The 6254-nt window shown below is 48.3% G+C and carries 2 protein-coding genes; both read right to left on the reverse strand.

Annotation, left to right across the window (positions count from 1 at the left end):
• Positions 1–5674: protein kinase domain-containing protein (locus VE954_RS24890; protein WP_324957924.1), on the reverse strand; the 5674-nt coding region annotated here is incomplete at its 3' end.
• A 298-nt stretch (positions 5675–5972) separates the two neighbouring features.
• Positions 5973–6254 (reverse strand): hypothetical protein (locus tag VE954_RS24895; protein WP_324957926.1); only part of this gene is annotated, 282 nt, incomplete at its 5' end.

A 6254-nucleotide genomic window follows, 5' to 3' on the forward strand; every position in this document is an offset into this window, starting at 1 on the left:
CATCCCGGATCCTGACAAGGTAGCTTTCCGGCTCTTCCTCAACCACAACATTGATTTTCCCGACTTCGTCCTTTCCCGCTTTCGCGCGATCCTCAGGTGCCTCGATTCCATGATCAATGGAATTGCGCAGGCAATGAGTCAAGACTCCTTCCATGAGTTCGGAATTCTCCCTGCTCAGGAGAATGTGCCCACCCTCAATATGTATTTGTGGAGGATTCTTGCCGAGGCTTTGGGCCATGGAGGGCAGAGTTTCCCTGAGAGCAGCCGTTAGACCAGCCACGGTTTCCAGCCCATCGGAGGGGAACATTTTATCAGCGCCGAAACCAAGCTTTCGATTAATTACGTCAGAATACTTGAACAGTATCGACTCAGCCGCAGCCAGGTCTGCTTCCATTCTCTCAAAATCCCACTTGGCATCTGGCGCTCCCCTGACAACACTCAGGGTTTCCTCTGCTTTATGAACGAGGTCAGCAAGTCTCATCATTTTATAGTTGCGACATAACCCTTTCAATGTATGCAGATTGCGATATAGAATGTTCAACAGTTCTTCCGATGCGGTCCGGCGAACCAGAATTTTTCGGTTCTCCTGAAGATACTGATTGGCCCTTTCAGCAAAGAGCTTGAACTTCGGCAATGTGATATCGAGCACCTGGCCAATGATCTCAAGTTCCTCTTTATGCGCCTCCACCTCCAATTGAAGAGCCTTCAATCTGGTAACGTCGCGAAGACTTACGAGTATCTTTTGAAGAGTGAGACTGTCTGAATAAATAAATCCCCAGTCAATTTCTATGATTTTATGTCGGCCATCGGCGAACAGCAGCTCAAATTCCTTCGAGAGAAAGTGTTCATTCATTTCCCTGATAAGTGCATCCTCTCCCATCATGGCATTGATGGCGCTCACAAGACCGGCCTGCTGATCCTCGCCAAGACTGGTTTTTTTGAGAATCTCTGAAAGCTCCCTGCCACCTGGATTTTCCATTTCAAGGATGGACTTGAGGTAGACGGAATGCTCCTGATCGATGATGATTTTAGACCGGTCTGAGGATAAGCCTACGGTGAATATCCCAAGCTCTATATTCTGAAGAATGCTTCTTACTTCAAGGGTTTTTTCGTTTAACTTAGCGGTTCTTTCCTCAACCTGCTTTTCCATCCCTGCATAAAGCAGGGCATTTTCGATTGAAATCGCGGCCTGCGAACCAAGCGTTGTAATAAGTTCGATTCGTTCCGACGTAAATGCATGAGTCGATGTACTGTTTTCAAGGTAAATCAAGGCCACAGGATTGTTTCTGCTTATGATGGGCATGCAGAGGATCGATTGTGGTCTCTGTTCCTTCACGTAGCTGTTTTGGGTGTAAGCACCTTCCCTGCCCGGATCACCAAGCACGAGGGGCAATCTCGATCTCATGACGTATTCGCAGATCGCGGTGCATAGATGAGGTGACTCCTGGTATGGGACATGAAGCATAAGCTTCGGATCGTTCGAATCGATGCTTTGCGCCATCACCTGCCAGCTGGATTCGGATCCTTCCTTCATGGGCAGAAGCAGCACACAGCGATTGCCTCCCGCAGTCTGTCGAAGGATGGCAAGGAGCTTGGAAAGCAGGTCATCAATCCGGATCGAGCCGGAAATTGCCTGTGCTGCCCGCGTTATGGCCGTCACGTCCAGGACATCACCATGCTGATAGGTGGTCTGGCCCTCAGGCTGGGTGATCGTCCTGCCATGGAGGGTTTTGTTCACGACACCAGCGATCTGGCTGTGACTTGTTTTCCTAAAGACATCAGGATGATTTGCCAGGAGTTGTTGAAGCTTTCCCGTCGCCCCATATGTCTGATAGAAGCCATAGGCCATTTTTAAATACAATTCAGCGACCCGTCGCTGTTTCAAACCGAGATACATCTCGGCACAGCGGTCGGCAGCGAGGCCCGCAACCCAAAAATAGCTGGATTGCTCGGCAGTGCTGATGGCTTCATCGTAGAATGCCGCCGCCTTTAGGTATTGACCCTTGAACAACTGAAATTCTGCCTCAAGTACAAGTGCAAAGTGCTTAAAATTGACGGGAACGACAGAAGCCCACGTTCTGGCTTTTTTCAATGTTGATCGAAGCCTCTTGCCGCACTGGTAGGAACCCATGAGCTGTCTCTGATGGAGTGCCGATGCGCTTAGGCCGAGAAAAAAATTGTGGTACGCAACGGTCGCGCAGCCCACGATTTTATTGAGTTCACATGCCAGAAGCAGTGGAAGCGCTCTTTCATATTGATTGAAAATAAGAAACGATTGTGATTGAAGTATCGAAAAATTGGTTGTGGACGTTATCCCTGGAACCTTCTGCATGACCATATCAACAGCATCTTTATCCCATTTGTCCTCAGCACGATAGGTAAGAATGTCGGGCGTGACTCCAGTCATTACGCGCAGATATTGCTGAGTCATGGCATAACAGGGTGCAGCGTCCCTTAATGTTTTCTGCCTGGTTACACCCTCCATCTCGCGCGCCATTTTTGCAATATCCTGGATGTAAGGTGCGCAATGCATAGTGAAATAAAGTCTGATAGCGCGAGCGCTATCGAGCCGATCAATTTCACCTGCCTGTATGAGAAAATCTTCTGCTGTCGCGATCCTGGCTGTGGTTTCTCTTAAATCTTTTGCCCAGGGGAGGAGACAGAATGCATACGACAGCAATGTCGCCCCCACAGTGCCTTTGGACTCATACTTCTTCGCAAATTCAATCCCTAATTCTGTCAGGGCAGCCGCATGCTGATAATCCCGATTGATCAAAATAGTAAGCAAAGCAAGGTTTTGGTAAAGTCCACTTGCGCCCTCGGTATTTCCGTTCATAAGAAGGAGCCGAATTGGATAAGCATTGACAAGAGTAAAAAGGTTAATATTGTACTGAAATGCATTAAATTGAATAGCTATGAATAAAGCGACAGTAAGTTTATGCTTTTCATCCTCAACTGGAGGCGACATTAACGTCTCGACCAATTGACCACTTTTTCTAAGTTTCCCGGCTAAATATAAACTCCTCAAACATTCAAAAACACCATGCGCTATATGGGGCTTCAAAGGCAGATCAATCCCAAGAAGCCTGAGTCCCTCGATTCCGCTCATGCAGGCTTTTTCATGCTCGCCAGTCAGGCCATAGAGGGCCGTTTTTTTCTTATAAACCTGGGCCATGGAAAAGGGATCGCCTCCCGTTGAAAGGAGGCTTTCAAAGAGTTGCTCAGAGACCTTCACGTTGTGATTGTGGTATTCCGCTTCAGCAAGTGTGAGCATCAGGGCGCGCCAGCGATCTCCCTGGTCGTCTTTGTTGACACTTTGCAGGATTTGAAGGCCAAGCCTCGCAAGTTTTACAGCACTTCCATAGGAAAGTGATGCCGCAGATTTTTTCGCTGCCATGAGATTGAGATCGACCACAAGGCTTTGTTCAGAAGAGGTTTCTATATAATCGAATCCACTGTTAAATAGCTCGGCAATCTGCACGACGAGATTCTTCTGTACGTCCTCTCCGCTCGAGTTTCGTAGAAGATATCTTCCATACTGCAGCTTGATTTTTTTGATGTCGGTCTCTGGAAGAAGTGCATGACACGCCTGCTGCACGCGATCATGGACAAACCGGTATTTGATCTCATCAAAGGTATCTGAAGGTCTGTCCTCGCTCGACGCATGCTGGAACAGAAAAGATGGTCCTTCGTAGATAAGGATGTGCTCCTGACAGGGTCCTGCCAATATCATTGAGGCTTCCTGGAGGCCCACGCCGGACAATGCACATAGGGTTTTCAGGTCAAATTCGTGACCAATGCATGCAGCATGCGCCAGGAGAGGAATGACCTCTGCTCCCAAGTTTTTAATTTTGACAATAAGAAAATCGATGACATTGGAGCTGAGGCCCAGCGCACGAATATTATTGATATCCCATTGCCATCGGCCAAGCTGAGCGGAAAAATTAAAGGCTTTGGCATGATAGAGCTGGGTAAGGACTTCATGCACGAAGAAGGGGTTGCCATGGGTTTTATGCATGACTTCCTCGCAGATGTCCTTTGTTTCAACGGGAGACGAGTAAAGACTGTCGGCAATCAGACCGGCCAGATCAAGCTCGCTGAGCGGGTTCAAACCCGCCCTGGCAATATCGAGCCCCATATCCATCAGGTTCTGAAGGCAACGGGTCAACGGATGCAGTTGATCAACTTCATTGTCGCGATAGGCTCCGATGAGGAAGAGCTGAGCACCCTCACGGCGCTCAAATATATTCTGAATGAGGCCGAGAGAGCCACCATCAGCCCACTGAAGGTCATCAATGAATATCACCAGCGGGTATTCATTCTGGACTATGGCGGTGACTATGGCGTCCAAAGCGAGACGGAAACGGTTGGCATTCCCTACGCTACCGAGATCCTCCAGTTCAGGCAGCTCACCCAGAACCGCTCCGAATCTGGGGATCAGGTCGACTGCTACCCTGGCATTATGCCCGAGAGTCTTGAGCAATCCTTCGCGAATCTTTACCAGCTGAGCTTCAGGCAGGGCCAGGAAGTGATCCGCCAGGGACGAGAAGGCACTGATAAAGGCTTCATAGGGTATATCGCGACTGTATTGATTGAATTTGCCTTTAATGAATAGACCGCGCTGCCTGAGAAGCGGTTTATGAACTTCATTGATCAGGGTGGTTTTGCCTATGCCCGAAGCCCCGGTGACAAGAATCATCTGTGCCTGCTTGCTGCTGAACACCTTTTCAAAGGCCTCTTCAAGGAGCCTGATTTCCTTCTCCCGGCCGTAGTATTTCTGGCTCACAGCAAAATAGCGAGGCACATCCCTTGTGGCCAGCGGAAAACGGCTTTGCCTCTCCCCCGCAGCCCAGCGCTTTTGAGCCTCTTTAAGATCAGCAATAAGTCCAAAACCGCTTTGGTAACGGTCCTCGGCCCCTTTGCTCAAGAGCTTGAGGATGATCTCGCTGAGAGCGGGGGGAACCTCCCGCCCGGGGGCATGAGGCGGACGACGCATTTCCGATATGTGGGCTGAAACACAGGCCAGAGGATCATCAGTCGGAAAGGGCGGCTCTCCCGAGACCAGCTCATAGAGCAAGGCTCCAAGCGAATAATAATCGCAGCGATAATCGAGGCTCCGGTTCATACGTCCCGTTTGTTCCGGAGCAATGTACTGAAAGTGTCCTTCAAGCTGACTGAGATGCTCGACCTTCGGGTGCTCCCGGGAAAGCAGGGTCGATATTCCGAAATCGATGAGGCGGATTTCCTTAAGGTCGTCGGAGACGAGAATGTTGTCAGGGCTGATATCCTTATGGATGATCAGCTTGTCATGAACATGGTCGATGGCTTCAACCATGGATATGGCAAGGCTGAAAATCTGTTCGATTTCAAGTGGCGATTTTCTTTCCGGCAAATGCCTCCGGAGGGAAAGTCCTCTGAACCTTTCCATGACGATATAAATCCGGTCGGCTTCCTTGATCAGGTCAAAAGCCTTAAGGAAATAGGCGCCATTCAAAGTATGGATAAAGCTGAACTCCTGCTCCAGGCGAAGTGATGCCAGACTGTTATTGTGCCTGTCGGGAACGACTTTAAGAACAACCTCTTCTCCCGCATCCGGTTCCATACAAACGTAGACCACATTAGGTGAAGAGGAATGGAGAGTTTCAACAATTTGGTATTTACCTAATTTTTCCATATTTCCCACACACTATAAAATGGATTAAAGGCAGTAAGATCTTTATGATTATGCAATATTGTAGCCTGTTTCCGAAATCACCACCAAATGAACATTAGGATTTGTCCATATGCGACCGATTGATTCCGGATTTCGATTACCGAAAAGAGGCTTGGAAGTGGTGGGAGCGTAAATAGGTTAACTCCTGCAGAGTCTTGCTTTCAGGCTATGGGTTCAATACAAACGATTCTTCGATCGAATCCTTGGCATTAAAATGTGCTCAAACCTGTTAATTTTAATAATTTGGTTGAAATTTGCGCTACATCCCTGGAGATTTCTCCAACTTTGGACCTCCCTTCCTTTTAATTATTTGTACTGAAATCGTTATAAAATCTCTGAAAATATCGATCAACCGTGTCTTCCACTTGAGGCCCAAATCCCCAACGGGCTTTGGTGGTTCATAACACCGGATGCCGTCTTTCCACTTCACAGCCCTGAATCTGATAACAAATGCAAAGGCTGCAGTGTTACAATAATCAAATGCAAAACTGCAGGAGTCGAGTTCAAATGCGCCGACAAGGCCTTTCGCTTCTCTATATAT

It is taken from the genome of Oligoflexus sp. (genome assembly GCF_035638955.1).
Classification (GTDB): Bacteria; Bdellovibrionota_B; Oligoflexia; order Oligoflexales; family Oligoflexaceae; genus Oligoflexus.